This is a genomic window from Streptomyces xanthophaeus, from assembly GCF_030440515.1.
GTDB classification, from domain to species: domain Bacteria; phylum Actinomycetota; class Actinomycetes; order Streptomycetales; family Streptomycetaceae; genus Streptomyces; species Streptomyces kutzneri.
Genome location: NZ_CP076543.1, coordinates 7,790,504 through 7,809,332, shown reverse-complemented (window position 1 = coordinate 7,809,332; position 18,829 = coordinate 7,790,504). Strand labels below are relative to the sequence as shown.

The window sequence follows — 18,829 nt, the reverse complement described above, 5'->3', positions numbered from 1 at the left end:
TTCCGGTTGTTGCCGGTTGTTGCCGGCATGTGGCGGTCCCGTGGCAGGGTTCGCGGGCCCCTGGTCGGGCCGTCCCCCGGTACCTAACATCCCCGGCATGGCAACGGCGTCGCTCGCCGCGCCGAACCCCTCCCCCTCTGCCAAGGACCAGGTCCGCCATGAGCGTCCCCACCCTCCTCGACGTCAGCCAGGCGCATCCACGGCTGTCCGAGCTGACCGTCGTCGACGTCCGGACTCCGGGCGAGTTCGCGTCCGGCCACCTGCCGGACGCCGTCAACGTCCCCCTCGACCGGCTCACACGGAGCCTGCCGGAGCTGCGGCGGGCCGCCGAAAGCAGGCCCCTGCTCGTGGTGTGCGCCTCCGGTGCCCGTTCTGCGAGCGCCGCCGAAACCCTGGCCTCCGGCGGCATCCCCGCATCGAGCCTCACGGGCGGCACCCAGGCCTGGACCGCCGAGGGCCACGTCCTCCAGTATCCCGGCGGTTCCCGGAACCGGGCCGTCTGGGCGATGGAACGCCAGGTCCGCTTCGCCGCCGGCGTCTCGGTACTGCTCGGCCTGGCGCTCGGGCTGCTCGTGCACCCCGCCCTCGCGCTGCTGTCCGCGGCGATCGGGGGCGGCCTGGTCTTCTCCGCGCTCACCGACACCTGCGGGATGGCAGTCGTACTCGGCAGGCTGCCCTTCAACCGCCGGGGAGCCGGGATTCATCCCTGAGCACGTCCGGCCCCGCCGAAACCGGCACCGGCGGGGCAACCCCGCAGGGATCCAGGACGTCCTCACGTACAGGACGCGCCGCCCGCGGGGCGGTGCGTGTACCGCTGAGAGGACCACGTGATGAGTGAGAAGGCCCGGCGCCTGTTCGACGCCCTCGACCTCGACCAGGACGGCACGCTGACCCGCGCCGAGGTCATCGGCGCCCTGCGCTCCAAGGGTCCGACCCTCGCGGCGCAGGGAGCCATCCCCGTCTGGGGTGTCGGGGGCACCGACGACTCCTCGGCGCTCTTCGACGCGGCCGACCAGAACGGCGACCGCGTCCTGACGTTCGAGGAGTTCGCGGCCGTGGTCGACCGGCGCTTCGGCTGGTAGCGGCGGATCCGCCGAGCAGACCTCCGCCGTTCGACGACCGCTTCCTGCGCCGCCAACTCCCCGAGCCGGTGCGACGGTCCGGGACGGGGTGGGGCGGGGTGGGGGCGGGGTGGGGGCGGTCCGGGGATTGGGTACGCTCTCGGTTGACTTCGGGGCGCCGGCAGGTGCTGGATCGCCGCAATCAGAGATGGGTCCCCATGGACAGCGCACCTTCCGCCGACTTCTTCCAGCCGCTCAAGGCGGACGACCCGGACGTCGTGGGCGGCTACCGCCTGGCGGCCGTGCTGGGGGCTGGCGGCATGGGCAAGGTCTACCTCTCCTACACGCCGGGCGGCCGGCCCATCGCCATCAAGGTGATCCGGCCCGAGTTCAGCGAGGACCCCGAGTTCCGGCGGCGCTTCCAGCAGGAGGTGCGGGCCGCGGAGCGGGTCCAGGGGCTCTACACCGCACCGGTCATCGACTCGGACACCGAGGGCGCCCAGCCCTGGCTGGCCACGGCCTACGTGCCGGGCCCCTCGCTCGCCCACGCCGTGTCCCGGCACGGCGCGCTGCCGGTGCGCAGCGTGCTGCTGCTGACGGTCGGGGTCGCCGAGGCGCTGCACGTCATCCACGGCGCGGGCATCGTCCACCGGGACCTGAAGCCCGCCAACGTGCTGCTCGCCTCCGACGGCCCGCGCGTCATCGACTTCGGCATCGCCCGGGCCGCCGACTCCACCGCCCTGACGAGTACCGGCGTCAGCGTCGGCACCCCGGCGTTCATGGCACCCGAACAGGCCTCGGCAGGGACGGTCACCCCGGCCACCGACGTCTTCGCCCTCGGGCAGATCGCGGCCTTCACCGCGATCGGGGCGTCCGTCTTCGGCGACGGGCCCTCGCACGCGGTGCTCTACCGGATCGTGCACGAGGACCCCGACCTCAGCGCCCTGCCCGAGGAGCTACGGCCGGTGGTGACCCGCTGCCTCAGCCGCGACCCGGCCGACCGGCCGACCCTGACCGAGATCATCGAGCTGTGCAACGCGGCCTCGGACACCCCGCTGCGCCAGGGCGAGGACTGGCTGCCGCAGGCCGTCGCCGGTTCCATCACCGAGCGGCTGCGGCTGCCCGCTCCGGCACCGACCCCGGCACCGACCCCGGCGCCGGCACCGACCCCGACCGAGGTCTCCGCGCCGCAGGCGCCGGCCCCGGCGGTACCTGCCGCGCCCGGGTACACACCGACCGATGCGGCCGCCGCGGCGCCGACGCAGACAGCTCCGGCGCAGGGGGCTCCCGGGGCCGTGCCGCCGGGATACCGGACGCCGCCCCCGTACACACAGCCTTCGTACCCGCAGCCCTCGTACCCGCAGCCTTCGTACCCGCAGCCGCAGCAGCCCGCGTACGCGCAGCCCTCGTACGCCCCGGGCCACAGCACACCGCCGCCGTTCCACCCCCGGGGCTTCGTTCCCGGTCCGCCCGGTCCGAGCGCTCCGCCGCGTCCCAGGCGGACGGGACTGATCGTCGTCGGGACGGTCGCGGCGGCGGTCATCGGGCTCGTGGTCCTCGGGTCCCTGCTGCCTGACGGCTCGAAGAAGGGCGGCGGTGACAAGGCGTCCGGCGGTGGCAGTGCCTCTTCGGGTGCCGCGCAGAAGCGGCCCGACCCGCAGCCGGTCTCGTACCAGGGCATCGAGGTGCCCCAGAACCACCAGTTGATGTTCGCCGACAACCCGCCGCGCCCGGCCGAGGAGCCGACCGGTGCCGGGGTGCTCTACGGGCACGGGGACCTCTTCTACTACCGGGACACCTTGTTCGGGGACGAGAAGTTCGGTATAGCGAACGGCAAGCTCGTCCTGCTGAACAACTCCGAGAAGGGCTCCCTGGAGACCTGCCGCGCCGTGACCCGCTTCACCGAGAAGATCGGCCTCGACCAGCTCTCGGACGGGTCGCAGGTCTGTGTGCTGAGCAAGGCAGGCCACATCACGCTCGCGACTTTCCGCGGCAGGTCGGGCGTGAAGGAAGAGACCAGGTTCCTCACCGTCGACCTGACGGTCTGGCGCAATGCCGAGGCTGCGGCGAAGAACTAGGCCGGTTCTTCCGGCCGTTCATGGGTTCGGCCGGTCAGGCATGATGCCCGGGTGAGCATCATCGTCAAGTTCTTCGTGGCACCGGACGACACCACGGCAGCTCTGGTCCTGCAGACCGGCCCGGGACGGGCATGCGAGTCGCTCTCCTTCGGCGGCTTCGACCCGGAGGAGGCCGTCGTCGAGTGGGAATGCCTTCTCACCGGCGCCGGCTTCGAGGAACTCGTCGAAGCCGGCGAGCCGCGTATCGTCGCCGGCCTGGACGACGGCGGATGTGTCGTCTTCGCCATTTCGCCCGGCCTGTCCGTCGCACTCGCGGACGCCGCACTGTCCGGGCTGCGTGACGTCGCCGCCTCGTGGGTTCAACTCCGGGCGGAGGAAGGCGAGATCATCGACGCGGAGACCGCCGACTCGATCGTGGGCGACCTGGCGGCGCTTGTCAGGGGTGCCCGTCGTCAGGGCCAGGGCGTCTACTGCTGGGTCGCATAGGAGTTCACCTCCGCAGCCGGCCGCGCACAGCAGGCCGCCGCATCGGAGAAGATTGCTCCTTCAAGATCGACGACGCGGGCGGCAGGACCTCTGCCGCCCTCGTCCGACGGGGAGGACGGCAGCCATGCGGGAAGTAACGCGTCACGAGGTCGGTGAGGACCGGACGAGTCGGGCGCTGGAGGGCATCCGCAGCCGGACCTTCGGCCGCTGGCACAGCCTGCGCTACGACAGCCTGTCCATCAAGGGGATACAGGAGATGGGCGACGAGCTCCTCGACCACGTCGGCGCCCTCACCCACCAGGATCCGCAGCTGGAGGGCGCGGCCGGCCGGCTGGCCCTGCGGACGGCGGCGGAGTGCGCGCTCGGTGTTCTGACGCTCGGCACATGCCCGGGCGGGGACTTCGAGATCTTCTTCCCCCTCATCGACGAGGAGCTCAGCAGCGAGGACTTCGCCTTCGGCGACGCGGTCGACCAGGCTCCCACGGCGCGGGTCTGGGTGGACACCTTCGCGCTGAGCGTGATCACCGGACTGGTCCGGGAACCGGCCAAGGTGATCGGTCCTCTGCTGAAGACGGACTACGCTCCGATGTTCCACGCCGGACTTCCGTACTCGTCGCTGAGCTCGGTCTCCGAGCCTGCCGAGCTCGCCGAGATGGATGCGCTCTGCGCCTACCTCCACCTGGTCGAGAAGCCCAGGTCACCTTGGGTCGCGTCCGGGGTGCCGCCCCTGCGTAAACCGGACGCGGAGGAGCGCGCCGCGGCCGCCGCGCGGCTCGACGAGGCGGGCACACCGACCCCCGACCAGCGGCTGCTGCGCGTACTCCTCGACGACGACCGGCCCGCGTTCGAACAGGCCCTGGCCGGCCGTCTCCTGGAACACCGCGACGGCGCCGGTCCGGATGCCGCGCCGCGGACGCTGCTGCCGGTCACGGCCGTCGCCCTGGCGGCCCTCGCCGTACAGGCACACGGCTGGGAGCTGAACGTGCGCTCCGGTTACCTGCCGACGGGCCTGCTGCGCGCCCCGGGCCAGTAGGACTGCTGGGGCGTGTCTGCCGAACGATCACCGAGTGTGTCCTGGTGCCCGGCGCCATCACTTGTCGGGCCGGCGTCGGTCGGCGATTCTGGGCCGATGCCAGGACAGGGGAAGCGGAAGCGGCGTCAAGAGGCCGGGAGGCAGCGGCTGGCCGCTCGCACTGCGCCGGACGCAGGACAGTGGGAAGTGGTCCTTGAGACAAGGGACCAGGCGGAGCTGCGCGCGTATCTGCGCCGTCTTCGGGAGGCGGGGACCGACGAAGCGCTCGTCCGGATCGACACGCTGTGTGCGCGCCCTGCGGATCGGAGCACCTACCGGCTGAGCCGGTTCGTGGCGGGCGCGGCGCGCGAGTCGGACCGCGAGCCTTCCGGCCATTGATCCCCGGCCCGTCGGTCCCAGGTCCTCCCGGCCGGCACTCCGGTGCGGGCCTGTCGTCCGACCCGGGCGGGGCAGCGCCCGGGTGCGCAGCCCCGCCCTCGCCGGATCCACGGCCAACCCTGCGAGGGGGCCTGCAGATCGTCTGCGGGATAGCCGTCAGGCTTGGCTGACGGCAGCCACGGCGGCCGGGAGGACGGCGGGGCGGTCGAGGAATGCGAGCACGGCCCGCTTCTCCGGGAGGTACACCTCGGGCAGGTCGATCTCCGGGAGGGTGATCTCGCCCTCCCGGACGAAGCCGAGCCGGTTCAGCAGGGCGAGCGCCTTGTCGTTGGAGGCGTCGGGCTCGGCCACCGCGCGCAGGACGGCCGGGTCGCGGAACGTGAACCGGATGAGCGACCCGATCAGGGTCCTGCTGAATCCGGGCCGGGGCCGGCCGGTCACCGGGGCCAGCATCAGATGGACGCCGATGTCACCCTCCCGCACCGCGTAGCAGTCGCTGACCCGGTCCTCGGTGGGCTCGTACGTCTGGAAGAGCGCCACGGGCTCGTCGTCCAGCCGGACCATGAACGCGTGGTGCGTGTCGCGGCGGTCCACGTCCTCGTAGATCTCCTGGACCAGTTCCCGGCTGACGCCGTTCATGCCCCAGAAGCGCGCCCGCTCCTCGACGACCCAGGCGTGCAGCACGGCGGAGTCCGCGACGGGGTCGACCGGGGTGAAACGGACCGTGCCGAAGCCTTCGACGGTCTCGGTCAGAACATCCGCGCGCGGGGGGGACGAGGGGAGTGGACTCGGGTCTCATACAGGTTCCGTTTCTGCTCGGTCGGCAAGGACCGGCGAGGGCGGAGAGCGCTCGTGCGGCCCTGAAGTTAGGCTGCCCTAACTATAGGCGCCCCTAGAAGGAGCTCCGGAGGGGGCCCGGGCCGTGGAGAGCTCCGGCACCCTGGACAGGAGGGAGCTGATCATCATTTAAGATTCAAGACGGCCGTCGGGCTGCGGCTCGTCGCTCTGCGCGGCGGCTGCGGAACGGTCAGGCCGACCGGTCGAGGAGAGCAGCCTGAGTCAGGGCCTTGGTCCGGACGGCGACCACATGACGCTGATCATGAAGATCCCGGGGAATCGCGTGAGCGCCGGCGTGCGTCTCAGTGGTGTGGGGCGCCCAGCCCACCCGCCCACGAACAGAAGACCCCCAGGGAGAAGTGAGGTATGCCAGTGATCTGCGTCGGAGGCATGATCGGCATCGGCAAGACGAGTGTGGCCGAGCTGCTCGCCAAGGAGCTGGGCAGCGACGTCTTCTACGAGAGCGTGGAAGACAACCCGATCCTTCCGCTCTTCTACACGGCGAGCCCCGAAGAGATCCAGGCGAAGCGCTACCCCTTCCTGCTGCAGCTCTACTTCCTGCAGACCCGGTTCGCCTCGATCAAGGAGGCGTACAAGCAGGGGGACAACGTCCTCGACCGGTCCATCTACGAGGACTGGTACTTCGCCAAGGTCAATCACGACCTGGGCCGGATCAGCTCCCTCGAGATGCAGGTGTACGAGGGGCTGCTGGGCGAGATGATGCGCGAGATCGACGGCCTCCCGTATCGCAAGGCGCCCGACCTCATGGTCTACCTCAAGGCGGACTTCGAGACGGTGCTGCACCGTATCGGGCTGCGGGGCCGCGGTTTCGAACAGGACGAGAGCCTCGTCGAGTACTACCGGACGCTGTGGTCCGGCTACGACGACTGGGTGCACAAGCACTACTCGGCCAGCGATGTCCTCGTCATCGACATGAACCACACGGACGTGGTGAACAACCCCGAGGACGCGGCCCGCGTGGTGCAGGAAGTCAAGGACGCCCTGGCGAAGGTCGCGCACCGGGTCTGAGCCCCCCGGTTCCTGATCCTGCCGGCCAGGGTCGCTGCGGCCCGGAGACCGTGGCCGGGCGGGCCGGCGGGGCGGGCGGCGGCCCTCGGCGGCGGCGGGCGCATGTACGGGGTGAGCACGCCCGCTGCCTCCAGGTCCTTGCCCGGGCGGTCGAACTCGTCGACGATGCTTCCAAGCCACGGCCTTCCGGATCCCACCGGGCCCGGCCGGGGCAGGGGAGAACAGGGGAAACAGTGACAACGAACAGCAATCCGAAGAAGCGCCCGATGGCCGCAGCGGCACTCATCCCGCTCTTCGTGCTCGCAGGGCTGCTGCTGGGTCCGGCGGCAACCGCCTCGGCGGCCGCTCCGGCGGTCCGGCAGGCTCCTGCCGCCGCAGCGCTTGCGCACAGTGGCCTGCGCGTCGGCGCCGGCGTGGCAACTGGTGTCCACGCACCGACGTCGTCCCAGGTCAAGGCCACCACGGGGAGCAAGAAGGGCAAGAAGACCAAGAAGAAGAAGAGCGGGCTGTTCAAGAAGCTCTTGATCGTCGTGGTCGTCGTCATCGTGCTGCTCGTCGTCCTGTACCTGGTCCGCCGGGCTCTGCGCCGCAGGTCCGCCTAGGAATCGACTACGGCTGGGCGAGCAACCTGCCGATCCGTGCGCGGATCTCCTCGTCCTGGAGGACGGCCCGGTAGTCGTCGAACTCCGAGAACCGGCGGTCCGCGGCCCGCAGTGCCGTGAGGGCCTCCCGGACCGGTGGCGTCAGGGTGCCGTGGTGGGTGAGCGCGTCGAGGGCAGTGGGGAACGTCCGGTGCCACTGCCCGCCGGCGGCGAACGCCGCAGCAGCGGCTCCCGCACCGCCGGCAGGCGATTCCTCAGGCCGACGGCCCGGTCGGATCACCGGGGCCGGGCAGCCGACGGAGTTCGAGCAGAACCATCGCGATCTTCACCGCGGTGGAAATCGTCAGGGCCTGGAGGAACGGCATACCCGTCAGCCACAGGGCCACCATCATGACCGTGAGCACCAGGAATGCCGGGAGCAGATTGGTCCGCCTGATGGCGGTCCGCACGTGTTCTGCTCGGCTCCGATGCCGGTCCACCGTACCGATCGGGCGTGCGGCGACGCTCTCTTCTTCGGCATGCTGCATGGACTGCTGTCCCTTCCTCGTGGTCGTCCCCGGAGACGAGCCTCGGGCCCGCCCCAGCTGGCTGCCACTGCTGCCACCCGCCCCGCCGCCATCCGACGTACAGGTTCACCTCACCGGCCCAGGTCCGCGGTGCCCCGCCCCCGGACGACCGGGGCCCTTGGCGAGGAGCCGGCGCATGCCGAGTAGCCTTGACGGTCATGATCACGAATCAGTGCCGTGCGGCGACGAAGAAGGGCGAACGGTGCCGGGTCGACGCGCGACCGTCGGGTCTGTGCCACACGCATGATCCGGTGGTGCGGTGCCGGGTACCGAACACCAAGGGCAAGCCGTGCGTGATCGCGACGGGGGGCGGCCCGTGCCACCGGCACGAGGGACAGCAGCAGGCCTCCGTCGAGGCGGCCATGAAGCTGGTCAGGTTCTACGAACCGGCCGGAGCCGACCCCCTCTTCGCGGTCGAACGGCCCGCGGTCGAGGAGCACGCCTCGCCTCCCGGAGCCGCGAGCGCCGGAGAGCCGGGTGCGGCTCGGCTGACGCCGGCGTTCGTGGCCCGCACTCTCAACCTCGGCTGAACGAAAGGGGCTTGGCAGGCCCGTCCCTGGTCGTCGTACCCCGGGTCGCCGTACCCCTCGTCGTGTCGTGCCGTTCCCTTCGATCCGTCAGGACACCGGCCGGACGAGGTCACCGGACACCTGCCGCAGCGCCGCGGCCAGTCGGTCGCGGGCCTCGGTCTGGGCAGCGATGCGTTCGTCGAGGACCGCGAGCCGTTCCACCGCGACGCGCAGACCTGTGGCCGAAGGCTCTGCCGCCGCTACGTTTCCGTCCAGACACGGGGCGAACACCCGTACGTCTTCCAGCGTGAGCCCGGCGGCCAGCAGGTAGCGGATGTTGCGCACGCGCACCGCCGCCCGTTCGTCGTAGACCCGGTAGCCGTTGGCCGCCCGCTCCGAAGAGATCAGCCCCGCCTGTTCGTAGTGCCGCACCGCACGGGCCGTCGTCCCGGTCACCTTCGCCAACTCGCCTGTCCGCACCTCTGCCACCTCCGGTGGCCACTCCTATCACGCCACCACAGCCCCGCCGTCGACCGGGAGTACCACTCCGGTGACGAACGACGCCCCGGGTGCCGCGAGCCGGGTGATCGCCCAGGCGACCTCCTCCGGTCGGCCGATCCGGCCCATCGGGGTGTGCGCCAGCTGCCAGGTGCGCACCGCCGCCATCTGCTCCGGTGCCAGGCCCTGATGCTCGCCGATCGGGGTGTCGACCGCCCCGGGGGCGACCGCGACCACCCGTATCCCCCGGGGCGCCAGCTCCACCGCCCAGCTCCGGGTCAGCAGCTCCAGAGCGGTCTTGGTCGCCGCGTAGACCGAACTGCCCGGCCAGGCCCGCTGGCCCACCGAGGTGCTGACGTTGACGATCACGCCCCCCGTGGTCTCCAGGGCGGGCAGTGCGGCTTGCGCCAGCAGGATGGGCGCGACCAGGTTGGTGGCGATCTGAGGCGCGATCATTTCGGTCGTGAGCGCGCCGAGGGCGCCGCTGCGTACGATGCCCGCGTTGTTGACCAGCACGTCCAACCGGCCGTGCGTCTCCAGCACCCTCCTGACGATCCGCTCGGGCTCGCCCTCGCCCGTGATGTCGGCGGCCAGGGGGCTGATCCGGGCCCGGTCGGCCGCGGCGGTCTCGCCGAGCGGTTCGGCCCGGCGTCCGACCGCGATGACGTGGGCACCCTCGGCTGCGAAGGCGCGAGCGGTGGCCCGGCCGATCCCGGTGCCGGCCCCGGTGACGACGACGATCCTGTTGTGCTGCCGTTCGGCGTTGCTGTCCATGCCCGTCATCGTTCAACCTTGCCGCCAGTGGCAAGGTCAAACTGCCGGTCGGCCGACGCCCCACGGCAGCTGACATGATGGCCGGATGCCCTCTTCGCCCTCTGCCCTCACCGATCTGTGGTTGCGCGGGGTCGCGGCCAACACGGGAGCCCCGGCCGGCGTCCTGCTGCGGCTGCTGGACCCGGCCGCCGGGGAGGCCCGGCGGATCCTGTGCGAGATGCGCCCGCTTCCCCAGGAGGTCATGGACGCGGCGATCGCGCACCCGGACCACAAGGTGCGCCGGCCCTTCGCCCGCAACCCCACGTCCCACCGGCCCAGCGCGCCCGTCTGGTCGATGACCCCCACTGCCTCGTCCGCGCGAGTGTCGCCGGTGGACCCCGCCCGCGCCTGCGGCAACCCCGACCGCTGCCCGACGACGCCCTCATATTCCTGCTGACGGCCGAGGAAGCCGGAGCCTCCGGGCTGTTCACGGCCGGCGAGATCGCGTCCGAACTCGTGGCCTCGTACCAGATACCCGCTTCCTTCCGGCACAGGATGCTCAGGCACGAACGACCCGCACTGCGGATCTACGCGTCGCAGCCGTGGTCCTGGCTCTCCTCCGAGCAGCGAATGGCCCTGCTGACCGACCCCGATCCGGACGTCCGGGCGTCCGCCGGACGCAGCGCGCGGACGGAGGACCCCGCGGCCATGGAGGCGGAACTTCCCGAGCATGCCTGCCACCACCGGTGGTCGATCCTCGTCAACTACGCGCTGTCGGATGCCGTCGTCGAGGCGTCCCTGGCCGATCCGGAGTGCCGGTGGGCCCTCGCCGGCAACCCGTACACACCCCGCGACGCATGTGCCCGGCTCGCCCGTGACGCCGACCCCAGGGTCCGCGAACGCGTCGCCGGCCGGGCCGACCTCGATGCCGCGCTGTGGGCGGAGCTCGCCGAGGACCCCGACGAACGGGTACGTACCCGGGCCCGGGTACAGCCGCTCCCCCGTAGCCGGGCACAGTGCGCGGCCGTCGACCACGAGATGGGCGAGGACGCGTACGACTGCAGCTGTCTGGTCCTGGAGCCGTACGACGAGCCGGACCTGGACTGGTACCGGGCGTGCGCGGTGTCCGATGAGGTGATGCTGCGCCGGGCGGCCGCGAAGTGCGCGACGCTGCCCGCCGACCTGGTGCGCCGGCTGGCGGAGGACCCGGACGAGGACGTACGTCACCGGCTGGCCTCCTGGCACCCCCTGGCCCCGGCCGCGATCGTCCTCGCGGCCTTCGTCGCCCGCCCCCGGCAACGCCCTCATCTGCTCATGCAGTCCCGGTTGCCGCGGACCGGCCTGGCCCACCTGCTCGGGCACGAGGACCCGGAGGTACGGGCGCTCGCGGCCGCCGACCCGACCGGGCGGGCCCCCGTGGAACTGCTGACGGACCCGGACGAGCACGTCCGCCGGGCGGCCGCCGCCAACCCGCTCCTCTCCCGGGGCATCGTGGAGACCCTGCTCCAGGACCCGGCAACGGCCGAAGGAGCGGCGGCCAACCCCGGGCTGCCGGCCGACCGGCTGCACGCCCTGCTGGACTCGGCCCGTCTGCCGCGCTGACCGGCACGACGGCGGCGGGCGGGAGTCCGTCCGCGGTCAGGAGGGTGCCGGCCCCTGGGCCGGCGGGCCGCCGAGAGCCGCGACGGCGGCGAGCATGCGGTCCCAGAACCGGCCGGTCTCCAGCGTCACGGCCACGCGCGCGTTGTCCGGGACGCCCATGGAGCGGTGCAGGTCCACGACGGTGGCGCCGCGCGTGTACCGGCCGTGCAGTTCCACGGCGACGTGGGCGTCCACGCAGTGCACCAGCCCGGGATCGATGACCCGGGCCACCGCCACGGGGTCGTGCAGGGGTGGGCTGGGGAACCCCCACAGCTCGCGGTACGTGGACCCGAAGAAGGTCAGCAGGTCGGCGCAGGTCCGCCCGAGGGGCGTGCCCAGGGCCACGAATCGGGTCACCACTTCGGGGGTGGCCAGTGCCTGGTGCGTGACGTTGAGCCCGCACATGGTGACCGGCACCCCCGAGCGGAAGACGATGTCGGCGGCCTCCGGGTCGGTGAGGATGTTGAACTCGGCGGCCGGGGTCCGGTTGCCGCGCTCCGTCGAACCGCCCATCAGGACGATCTCGCGGATGCGGGAGGCGTCCTGCGGGTACCGCGTCAGCAGCAGGGCGATGTTGGTCAGCGGCGCGGTCGGGACGAGGGTGACGGGCTCGGGATGCCCGGCCAGCAGCCGGTGGATGAGGTCCACGGCGTGCTCCGGGACCACGTCCACCGTGGGCGGCGGGAACATCGGCCCGTCCAGTCCGGTGGCCCCGTGCACGTCGGCGGCCACACTGAGCGGCTGGACGAGCGGCCGGTCGCAACCGGCCGCGATGGGGACGTCCGTGATCCCGGCGACCGTGCAGACCCGGCGGGCGTTGAGCGTGGTCTTGTCGAGGGTCTGGTTGCCCGCGACCGTGGTGACGGCCAGCAGGTCCACCGCCGGGTCTCCGGCGGCCAGCATGATCGCGAGGGCGTCGTCATGGCCGGGATCGCAGTCGATGATGATCGGGACGGGCACGTCACTCCTGGCGCTGCGGGGCGTGGAACTCCAGTGTGCCGCCGGGCCGGTGCCCTGACCACACCGCCTCGCCCGGACCGCGCGCGGTCGGCCGGTCGACCGCGTGCCCGCCGGACGGGGAGCGGGACACCCCTCGCGCCCTCGGACCGGCCTGAGGGGGTCAGATCTCGAAGGGCACAGGTTCTGCGGGCACGGAGGGGGAACCCGCGGGTGGCTGAGGCTTCGCCGCCTCCGGAACCGATGCTGCGAGACCGCTGCGTCGAACCCACAGGAGAGATCCCGCCAGCAGTACGGTGCCTCCCAGCAGCCAGGGCACCGGGCCTGGCCGGAGGACCCCGACGACCAGGCCGGTGAGTGCTCCCACCAGTTGCAGGGCGAGGGACTGGACGGACAGCGCGGTGGCCCGGCCCCCACTGGTGACGCGGCGGTGCAGGATGTCGTTCTGACTGGGTCCCGCCGCACCGAGTCCGAGGTAGAGCAGGCCGTAGCCGGTCACCGAGAGCGCCAGGGCGCCCGCTCCGGTGGACGCCGCGGTGGCGGCGAGCAGAAGCAGCCCGCTCGCTCCGGCACCGAGGCTGACCATGACCGCACGTTCGCCGCTGCCCGCGAGTCGGGCGGTCAGCGGCGCGAGGTGGCTGCCGAAGCCGGAGCAGATGAATCCGGCGCAGGCCAGTACGGCGAAGAGCACCGCCCCCGACTCCGGCGCGCCGGTGACGGCCGCGGCGCGTCCCGGCATGAGCAGTTCGATCGTCACCAGCGCGCTGCCGGCCGCACCCGCGCTGAGGAACACCCGGCGGACCAGCGTGTCCCGGCCACCCAGCCGCAGTCCGCCCGCGACGGTGGCCGGGATGCCTCGGAGTACGTCGCGCAGGGCGGCCGGCGGCCGGGGCGGCTCGGGCAGCGCGGTCACGACGTACAGCACGAAGGCGATCTCGACCGCGGTGCCCAGCAACAGCGGGACGGACAGGGGCAGTACCAGTCCGGAGGAGGCTTCGCGCAGCCGGGCGCCGAGGTCCGGGCCGACTCCGAGCAGCCAGGGAAGGGCGCCGCCGAGCAGGGTTCCCGCGGCGAGCGCGGCGGAGGTTGCGGAGGAGCCGCCCGCCAGGCCGGGGCGCAGATCGGCGCCGGGCCCTGCGTCCGCGTGGACGGCGTCGACGTACCAGGCTTCGGCCGGCCCGCTGGACAGGGCACGGCCCGCACCCATCAGCACCATGCCCAGGGCGAGCAGCCAGGGAGCGGAGCCCAGGCCTACGAGGACCAGGGCGGTCAGGTTCAGTAGGCCGGCGCCGATCAGGACGGCGCGGCGTCCCAGGACGTCGGCCAGTCCTCCGGTGGGCAGTTCCAGTGCTGCGGCCGTCAGCGAGTGCGCGGCGAACAGGCCCGCGATCGTCGCCGTGGTCAGGCCGCGCTCGGTGAGCAGCAGGATCAGGGGGGCGAGGCTCAGGCCCAGCGGCAGCCAGAAGAGCGCGCAGACCGTGATGTAGCGGCGGCGTGCGGTGGCCGTGTCCAGCGACCCGGTCATGACGCGTTCCCGGCGTCCGTCGCCGTCGCTGCCGCCGTCGCCGTCGCCGTCGGGCCCGGGTCGTCCGGCTCTGCGGCGGGGTCGCGTGGCGCGAGGGGCAGTCCTGCCGTGAGGAGTACGACCTGCGCCGCGCGAGGATCTCCTGCATCACGCGCGGTCAGTTCCCCGAGCTTCCGGGCGAACACCTCGCGGAGTTCGGTGAGCGATTCGGGCGTCAGACGGGGCATCAAGTCGCTGATGCCGGAGGGTTCCGCCCACTCCGGCGGCAGCCGTCCGTCGGCGATATCGGCCTCGTGCCGGACGAGAGAGGCCTCCAGGTGCTCGATCTGGGCCCTGCGCGAGAGGCTGAGCAAGGCGCGGCTGCCCGGTGAGGATTCCATCGACCTGTTGCTCCAGGCGGTCACGGAGTGCACGGCCTGCCACCGCCGCTCCCGGCCGTCCCGGTGTTCGGCCTCGGCGACGAACGCGTACTTCGCCAGCACGCGCAGGTGATAGCTGGTGGAAGCGGACGACTCCCCGGTCCTGGCCCCGAGCTCGCTCGCGGTGGCCGGGCCGTCCTGCCGCAGCAGCCCGAGCAGCCGGATGCGCAACGGGTGCGTGAGGGCCTTCAGGGCTGCGGAGTCCCGCTCAGGATCGAGTACGCGTCTCTGTTCTTCGCTGACCATGCAGGGAGGCTATGACCCTCGGAAGCTTTCCAAAAGTATTTTTGCAGAACTTATTTGGGGAATTGACTGCTCGACCGCATGCGCAGACGCCCGGCGGACGAAAAGGTCCGCCACCCCCTCAAGGGGTGGCGGCGGGGCGCTACTTGCCGGTGATGTTGCCCGTCCACTGACCGGCGGCACGCTGCATCAGGGCCTCGTTGCTCAGGATCTGGGTCCCGGGGATGGCCGCCATGCCGACGTCACCGGCCGGCGCCGTGCCGTTGTGGGAGCCCACCGTGTTGTCGCGGCCGGCGTTGAAGACGTCGTCACCGGCCACCTGGCTCAGGTCACCGAAGACGATCGAGTACGTGTTGCTGACCGGTGCGTAGATGGTGAAGTCGTCGGCGGAGGCGGCGGACGCGCCCGCCAGGAGGATGCCACCGGCGGCGAGAGCGGTCAGGGCGCAACGGATCGATCGCACGGGTACTGCCTTTCGTGGAGGGGTGGTCGAGCAGTGCGAAGGTAGGCCGCTCTGCGCGGCAAGGCCCCGTACCGGCCGCCGTACGGCCCGAGTCCATCCGTACGGCGCAGCCGGCAGGGCGGCCGCGCGGTTCGGACTGCTGCGCCCGGCCGGTTCCCGTGCGGCAGCGGGGACCGCATGTCCCGTCGTAGTTCGTGCGTACCGGCGCATCGTCGGCCGGGCCCTTCGCGGGTCTTCAGTACAGCAGGATGCGGGTCACGATCACCTGTGGTGGGACCGTCTCCTTGGCGATCACGTACTCGACGATGCCCAGCCCCCCGTCCTCACCGAGCGGCAGCAGTCGCAACTCCGGCCAGTCTTCCGCCGCCGTGCTGCCGGCGGCGAGTCCCCGGGTCTCGCCGATCTCGACCATCGCGGCCACGATCGGGCCCATCGCCCAGGGCGGCAGCGCAGGGTCGATCATGAAGGCGGTGACGTCCTCGGACAGCACGCACGGCAAGCCCTCGGATCCGTCGTCGAAGGGCTCACTCAACGGGCAGTCCCGCCGCCCGTCGCCGGTCGAGCATGTCCTGCACGGCGATCGTCGGAGTCGTCCCCGCGAGTGCGGCCTCGACCCGTCGCTGCCGGCCCGGATCGGATTCGAGCACCGCGCGTCCCCACCAGCGCAGCAGTACGCCCTTCGCCTCTTCCGGCTGGGCGGCCAGGAGTTCGACGTAGAACTCCTTCGCGGCTTCCGGCGTCAGCGCGTCGGCGATGCCCCTCGCATTGCGCGGAACTCGCTCCGGCTCGTGCCGGTGAATCGGCTGTGCGGTCATCGCCCGCCCCTTTCCTTCTGCTGAGAGTCTGCCCTGCCGGCACCCTCACGGTCGACCGCCCGGGCCGGATCGGGGCCTCCCGGCAGATCCCGGTCACCGACGGCGCGGCCGCCGCCACGGCGCGAGCACCACACCCTGAGAACGGGAATGCATGTGGTGCACCGGCACCTCCTCCATATGATCCTCCGCATGTCCTGGATACGCCGCCACCTGCGCCGCACCGAGCCCAGCGCGGGCCGACTGCCCGATCTCGACCTCCTCGCCCTGGTCCGCGACGCCTTGGAGGAGGTCGCCCCCGGCTGTACAGCGGGCGCCGAGCTCAAGGGCAACTCACTCCTCAGCCCGCAGGGTTGGGCCGTCGCTGTCGGACCGGCCGGGCACGGGGACGACCGGCACTACGACCTGATCGCCTTCCCGGACGTGAGCGTCCAGCCCGACGTGCCCTGCTTCACGGAATGCGTGGTGGTGGTCACCACCGCGCGCGACGCGGCCGGCCTCTGGGCCCGCTCCGCCGGCGCCTGCATGCTCGAGCTGCTCCACGGGCGTGAGGAGCTCGCCGACCACCGGGGGCCCGACGACGAGCACGGCGTGCCGGGGTGGCGGTCCATCACCTCGGGCGTGCTGGCCTACGGGCTCTCCGACGGGGAGAACCTCCGTCTGCAGAACGCGCTGGCGGAGGCGGACGTACTCCGCGAGATCGCAGACACCTTCACGGCCGACCTGGAGTCGCCCTGGTTCAACGGTGTGCGGGTCTTCTACGGCGGTGCCCCGGGCGCCGTGGAGGCCGAGGTCCGGGTCAACGGCGAGCGGCACGAGGCTGCCTCCGCCGCGCTGGCCGCGCTCGGCCTGCCCGAGCCGACCGTCTTCACCGTCGCCCGGTCCTTCACCCTGCTGCTGCCCGTCGGCTCCGGCGAGGAGGGGCACGGCCACGGGGCCGGCGGGTGCGGGTGCGACTGCGGCGGCACCTTGGACCCGGAGCGTCCCGGCTTCGCCCACCCCCTCCCCCACCTGATCGGCGAACTCTCCCCGGCCGAGCGGGCGGAGCGGGTCACCGCCGACACCGGCGCGGTGATGGTCGCCCGAGGTGTCGGCAACTTCCTCAAGGTCCGGCTGCCGATCCGCCTCGACGACGGCCGCACCGTGGTTCACCTGGCCTGGGTGCGCCTGGCCGCCGAGGTGATCGAGGACTACACCCGCCGGGTGCACGACGGTTCCTTGGAAGGTCACCGCTTCGAGGGCCTGTTCGACAACGCCATCGATCCGTGGGGCGAGGAGCTGCTCCGGGCACCCGTCCTCCTCGGCGGGCAGCGGGAAGCGGCGGACGGCTCGATCCGGGCCGGCGAGGTGCTCGACTCCGAGCACCCGCTGCTGGCCCGGATCCTGCGCGAGAGCTGGCCGGCCGAGTTCGTACTCGGCGACCGCGACCCCAGGCCGGCCCGCTCCTGACCATCCGCCAGGTGCGCACTCGGTGCCCCGTGATGCCCGGCGGAGGGCGTGCGGGACGCCGTCCCGCTCGGCCCGTCCCGCTCGACGCGTGCGTGCGCCGACCAGACGCCGCGTCGCGGACGTTCGTCCACGGAGACCGGTGCGAAGGCCGAGTCCGGCGTACGGTCGACCGAGCGGCCGAGCCTCACCCGGCGGGGCCGGTCCTCGACGTCCGACCCGAACGGGAGCCCGCCGATGCGCCTCTACGCACAGACTCCAGCACGTCGGAACCGCCAGATCCTCGCGGACCTGATCGCGGTGATCCTGATTGCCGCCGCCGTGAGGTTCGCCCTGGCCGTCCACGAAGCCATCATGTTGCTGGCCGAGCCGGGCCGGAGGGTGGAAAGCTCGGGCGACAGCCTCGCCACCGAACTCGGCAACGCCGGCGACGCGGCCTCGAACGTGCCGTTCGTCGGCGACCTCCTGAAGAAGCCGCTCCGGTCCGCTGCCGACGCCAGTACGGGAATCGCCGACGCCGGACAGTCGCTCCAGGACGCCGTCAGCCAGGTGGCCAACCTGACCGCACTGGCCCTGATCGTCGTCCCGGTGGCCGTCGTACTGCTGCTGTGGGTCCCCGCACGCCTGCGCTGGATCCGGCGCAGCATCACCATGCGGCGCCTCCTCGACGCACCGGGAGGCGCCGACCTGCTCGCCCTGCGCGCCCTCACCGGCCGGCTGGGCGACCTCACGGCGCTCCCCACGCCTCCGGGCGGTCTCGCCGACGCTTGGCGGCGCGGGGACCGGCAAGTCATCGCCGACCTCTCCGAGATCGCACTCAGGCGGGCCGGCTTGCGGCCCTGACGGGCCAAGAAGCCGGCCGTCAGGCGCGGGGGTGGCCCGACAGGGAGTGGAGCCGACGGTGTTCAAGGGCTGCGGCGAGGGCGTAGGCCCCGCCACCCGCAACGGCGAGGACCCAGTAGAGGCCGGGGGCCGTGAGCCGGAGTGCCGCCGTGGAGGTCAGGGCGAGCCAGATGCCGAGGCCGTAGTGCAGCAGGTTGCGGCGTACGGCGCCTTCGGCGAGGTAGAGCAGACCGACGATCAGACCGGAGCCGGTGGGCCAGAGGACGGACTGGAGTTCCGGCTGGTCGAGCACGGATGTGAGGCCGGTGACGGCGAGGAACAGGGCGGTGAAGGCGGCGATCCAGGCGGTGCCGAGCAGCTTGCCGGACAGGATCTCCGGTGGGGTGGCCCCTCGTTGCGCCCGCAGGGCGGCGGTGGTGGTCAAGGCGATGCCGGCCACGAGCCCGCCTCCGAGGAGCGTCATGGGCAGCCAGTCGGGGAGGCCGATCAAGGGGGCTGCGCCCTCGGAAGCTGCGGCGGCGCCGTGGCCGACTACGTAGGCGAGTCCGAAGCTGAGGTACGCCGCGCGGTTGTCGACCTCGCGCGGGCGACCGGTGGGGTGGGCATGGGCGGCGGGCGGCGAAACGGTTGCGGGGCCGGACAAGGTGGAG

At 72.2% G+C, this 18,829-nt stretch carries 26 protein-coding genes; 13 read left to right on the top strand and 13 right to left on the bottom strand.

Going from position 1 to position 18,829, the window contains the following annotated elements; genetic code table 11:
• Positions 1-158: 158 nt before the first annotated feature.
• From KO717_RS35210 to KO717_RS35185, 6 genes are all read left to right on the top strand, one after another.
• Positions 159-710, top strand: coding sequence for a rhodanese-like domain-containing protein (locus KO717_RS35210; protein ID WP_301373711.1), 552 nt, complete (start codon positions 159-161; stop codon positions 708-710).
• 120 nt (positions 711-830) lie between these two features.
• A complete protein-coding gene (locus KO717_RS35205; protein ID WP_301373710.1) occupies positions 831-1,082 on the top strand; it encodes an EF-hand domain-containing protein in 252 nt (83 codons plus the stop codon).
• 197 nt (positions 1,083-1,279) lie between these two features.
• Positions 1,280-3,139 carry a serine/threonine-protein kinase gene (locus tag KO717_RS35200; protein ID WP_301373709.1) on the top strand — a complete coding sequence of 620 codons (1,860 nt, stop codon included), beginning with the start codon at positions 1,280-1,282 and terminating at the stop codon, positions 3,137-3,139.
• A gap of 51 nt (positions 3,140-3,190) precedes the next feature.
• Complete coding sequence (locus tag KO717_RS35195; RefSeq protein ID WP_301373708.1) at positions 3,191-3,625, top strand: hypothetical protein; 435 nt, start codon at positions 3,191-3,193, stop codon at positions 3,623-3,625.
• 124 nt (positions 3,626-3,749) lie between these two features.
• Entirely contained in the window at positions 3,750-4,658 is a 909-nt protein-coding gene (locus KO717_RS35190) for an Imm49 family immunity protein (protein WP_301373707.1), read from the top strand.
• A gap of 186 nt (positions 4,659-4,844) precedes the next feature.
• Entirely contained in the window at positions 4,845-5,036 is a 192-nt protein-coding gene (locus KO717_RS35185; RefSeq protein WP_301373706.1) for a hypothetical protein, read from the top strand.
• Between the two features lie 156 nt (positions 5,037-5,192).
• On the opposite strand, the gene KO717_RS35180 is transcribed toward KO717_RS35185, so the two are convergent.
• The gene (locus tag KO717_RS35180; RefSeq protein ID WP_301373705.1) at positions 5,193-5,720 is read right to left on the bottom strand and encodes a GNAT family N-acetyltransferase; all 528 of its coding nucleotides are present in this window, start codon (positions 5,718-5,720) and stop codon (positions 5,193-5,195) included.
• Between the two features lie 519 nt (positions 5,721-6,239).
• Between KO717_RS35180 and KO717_RS35175 the strand changes: the two genes are divergently transcribed.
• Entirely contained in the window at positions 6,240-6,902 is a 663-nt protein-coding gene (locus KO717_RS35175) for a deoxynucleoside kinase (RefSeq protein ID WP_301373704.1), read from the top strand.
• Positions 6,903-7,168: 266 nt separating this feature from the next.
• Complete coding sequence (locus tag KO717_RS35170) at positions 7,169-7,504, top strand: hypothetical protein (protein ID WP_301373702.1); 336 nt, start codon at positions 7,169-7,171, stop codon at positions 7,502-7,504.
• A 7-nt stretch (positions 7,505-7,511) separates the two neighbouring features.
• Here the strand turns inward: KO717_RS35170 and KO717_RS35165 are convergent, their stop codons facing one another.
• Together KO717_RS35165 and KO717_RS35160 are read right to left on the bottom strand one after the other, a co-directional pair.
• Positions 7,512-7,784: a hypothetical protein gene (locus KO717_RS35165; RefSeq protein WP_301373701.1), complete on the bottom strand. Its 273-nt coding sequence runs from the start codon at positions 7,782-7,784 to the stop codon at positions 7,512-7,514.
• A complete protein-coding gene (locus KO717_RS35160) occupies positions 7,759-8,031 on the bottom strand; it encodes a hypothetical protein (RefSeq protein WP_301373699.1) in 273 nt (90 codons plus the stop codon). Before KO717_RS35160 ends, KO717_RS35165 begins: the two co-directional genes overlap by 26 nt.
• Before the next feature lie 197 nt (positions 8,032-8,228).
• Between KO717_RS35160 and KO717_RS35155 the strand changes: the two genes are divergently transcribed.
• A complete protein-coding gene (locus KO717_RS35155) occupies positions 8,229-8,600 on the top strand; it encodes a hypothetical protein (protein WP_301373698.1) in 372 nt (123 codons plus the stop codon).
• Between the two features lie 87 nt (positions 8,601-8,687).
• On the opposite strand, the gene KO717_RS35150 is transcribed toward KO717_RS35155, so the two are convergent.
• Together KO717_RS35150 and KO717_RS35145 are read right to left on the bottom strand one after the other, a co-directional pair.
• Positions 8,688-9,059: a MerR family transcriptional regulator gene (locus KO717_RS35150; protein ID WP_301373696.1), complete on the bottom strand. Its 372-nt coding sequence runs from the start codon at positions 9,057-9,059 to the stop codon at positions 8,688-8,690.
• A gap of 27 nt (positions 9,060-9,086) precedes the next feature.
• Positions 9,087-9,860 (bottom strand): SDR family NAD(P)-dependent oxidoreductase, encoded by a 774-nt coding sequence (locus KO717_RS35145; RefSeq protein ID WP_301373694.1) that lies wholly within the window; start codon positions 9,858-9,860, stop codon positions 9,087-9,089.
• 76 nt (positions 9,861-9,936) lie between these two features.
• Between KO717_RS35145 and KO717_RS35140 the strand changes: the two genes are divergently transcribed.
• Positions 9,937-10,287 (top strand): hypothetical protein, encoded by a 351-nt coding sequence (locus KO717_RS35140; protein ID WP_301373693.1) that lies wholly within the window; start codon positions 9,937-9,939, stop codon positions 10,285-10,287.
• Between the two features lie 98 nt (positions 10,288-10,385).
• Positions 10,386-11,432 carry a hypothetical protein gene (locus tag KO717_RS35135; protein WP_301373691.1) on the top strand — a complete coding sequence of 349 codons (1,047 nt, stop codon included), beginning with the start codon at positions 10,386-10,388 and terminating at the stop codon, positions 11,430-11,432.
• Between the two features lie 36 nt (positions 11,433-11,468).
• On the opposite strand, the gene KO717_RS35130 is transcribed toward KO717_RS35135, so the two are convergent.
• The 7 genes from KO717_RS35130 to KO717_RS35100 all read right to left on the bottom strand — a co-directional run bounded on the left by KO717_RS35130 (position 11,469) and on the right by KO717_RS35100 (position 15,893).
• Positions 11,469-12,431, bottom strand: a complete 963-nt coding sequence (locus tag KO717_RS35130) for a nucleoside hydrolase (protein WP_301373689.1) — start codon at positions 12,429-12,431, stop codon at positions 11,469-11,471.
• A gap of 1 nt (position 12,432) precedes the next feature.
• Complete coding sequence (locus KO717_RS35125; RefSeq protein ID WP_301373688.1) at positions 12,433-12,561, bottom strand: hypothetical protein; 129 nt, start codon at positions 12,559-12,561, stop codon at positions 12,433-12,435.
• Positions 12,562-12,591: 30 nt separating this feature from the next.
• Positions 12,592-13,953: an MFS transporter gene (locus tag KO717_RS35120; RefSeq protein WP_301373686.1), complete on the bottom strand. Its 1,362-nt coding sequence runs from the start codon at positions 13,951-13,953 to the stop codon at positions 12,592-12,594.
• The gene (locus tag KO717_RS35115) at positions 13,950-14,618 is read right to left on the bottom strand and encodes a helix-turn-helix domain-containing protein (RefSeq protein WP_301373684.1); all 669 of its coding nucleotides are present in this window, start codon (positions 14,616-14,618) and stop codon (positions 13,950-13,952) included. Before KO717_RS35115 ends, KO717_RS35120 begins: the two co-directional genes overlap by 4 nt.
• 139 nt (positions 14,619-14,757) lie before the next feature.
• Positions 14,758-15,078: a hypothetical protein gene (locus tag KO717_RS35110; RefSeq protein WP_301373682.1), complete on the bottom strand. Its 321-nt coding sequence runs from the start codon at positions 15,076-15,078 to the stop codon at positions 14,758-14,760.
• A gap of 235 nt (positions 15,079-15,313) precedes the next feature.
• On the bottom strand, positions 15,314-15,610 hold the full coding sequence (locus tag KO717_RS35105) for a hypothetical protein (RefSeq protein ID WP_301373681.1): 297 nt from the start codon (positions 15,608-15,610) through the stop codon (positions 15,314-15,316).
• Complete coding sequence (locus KO717_RS35100) at positions 15,603-15,893, bottom strand: hypothetical protein (RefSeq protein ID WP_301373679.1); 291 nt, start codon at positions 15,891-15,893, stop codon at positions 15,603-15,605. The genes KO717_RS35105 and KO717_RS35100 overlap by 8 nt, the downstream gene beginning before the upstream one ends.
• Positions 15,894-16,082: 189 nt before the next feature.
• Between KO717_RS35100 and KO717_RS35095 the strand changes: the two genes are divergently transcribed.
• On the top strand, positions 16,083-17,339 hold the full coding sequence (locus tag KO717_RS35095; protein WP_301373676.1) for a DUF6348 family protein: 1,257 nt from the start codon (positions 16,083-16,085) through the stop codon (positions 17,337-17,339).
• Positions 17,340-17,573: 234 nt separating this feature from the next.
• Positions 17,574-18,179 (top strand): hypothetical protein, encoded by a 606-nt coding sequence (locus KO717_RS35090; protein WP_301373675.1) that lies wholly within the window; start codon positions 17,574-17,576, stop codon positions 18,177-18,179.
• A 19-nt stretch (positions 18,180-18,198) separates the two neighbouring features.
• On the opposite strand, the gene KO717_RS35085 is transcribed toward KO717_RS35090, so the two are convergent.
• Entirely contained in the window at positions 18,199-18,822 is a 624-nt protein-coding gene (locus KO717_RS35085; protein ID WP_301373674.1) for an ABC transporter permease, read from the bottom strand.
• Positions 18,823-18,829 lie beyond the last annotated feature (7 nt).